Source organism: Herbaspirillum lusitanum P6-12 (assembly GCF_000256565.1).
Classification (GTDB): Bacteria; Pseudomonadota; Gammaproteobacteria; order Burkholderiales; family Burkholderiaceae_D; genus Herbaspirillum; species Herbaspirillum lusitanum.
This window is the reverse complement of the sequence record NZ_AJHH01000032.1, coordinates 1-549: the sequence shown is the minus strand read 5'-3', so window position 1 is coordinate 549 and position 549 is coordinate 1. Positions and strand designations below refer to the sequence as shown.

The 549-nt window shown below is 64.1% G+C and carries 1 protein-coding gene; it reads left to right on the top strand.

Annotated features, from left to right (window positions below):
- Positions 1 to 549, top strand: a 549-nt coding sequence (locus HLUSI_RS0101360; protein WP_157137716.1) for an FAD-dependent oxidoreductase, incomplete at both ends; no start/stop codon positions are given.

Genomic DNA, 549 nt, shown 5'->3' with positions numbered 1-549 from the left:
TGTGGCGATTACATGGGCGAGCTGGTCGACGCCATCGCCCCGGCATTCCGCTAAAAGCCCTGAAATGGATGTTTGAAGAACACGCGCCGCTGGCAATCCGCCCTGACGGCACGCTGCAGCAATTGCGCTGGATGTGGCAGATGCTGCGCAATTGCAGCGCCGACCGCTATGCCGTCAACAAGGAACGCATGGTGCGCCTGGCCGAATACAGCCGCGATTGCTTCCGCGAATTGCGCGCCGCCACCGGCATCGACTACGAAGGCCGTCAGCAAGGCACGCTGCAGCTGTTTCGCACGCAGGAGCAGTTCGACGGCGCCGCCAAGGACATCGCCGTGCTGCGCCAGAGCGGCGTGCCGTTCGAACTGCTCAGCCGCGAACAACTGGCCGGCGCCGAACCTGCGCTGGCCAAGGTAAGCCACAAGCTGACCGGCGGCCTGCGCCTGCCCAATGATGAAACCGGCGACTGCCAGCTGTTCACCACCAAGCTGGCGAAGATGGCCGAAGAACTCGGCGTGCAGTTCCGCTACGACGTCGACATCCAGGCGCTGG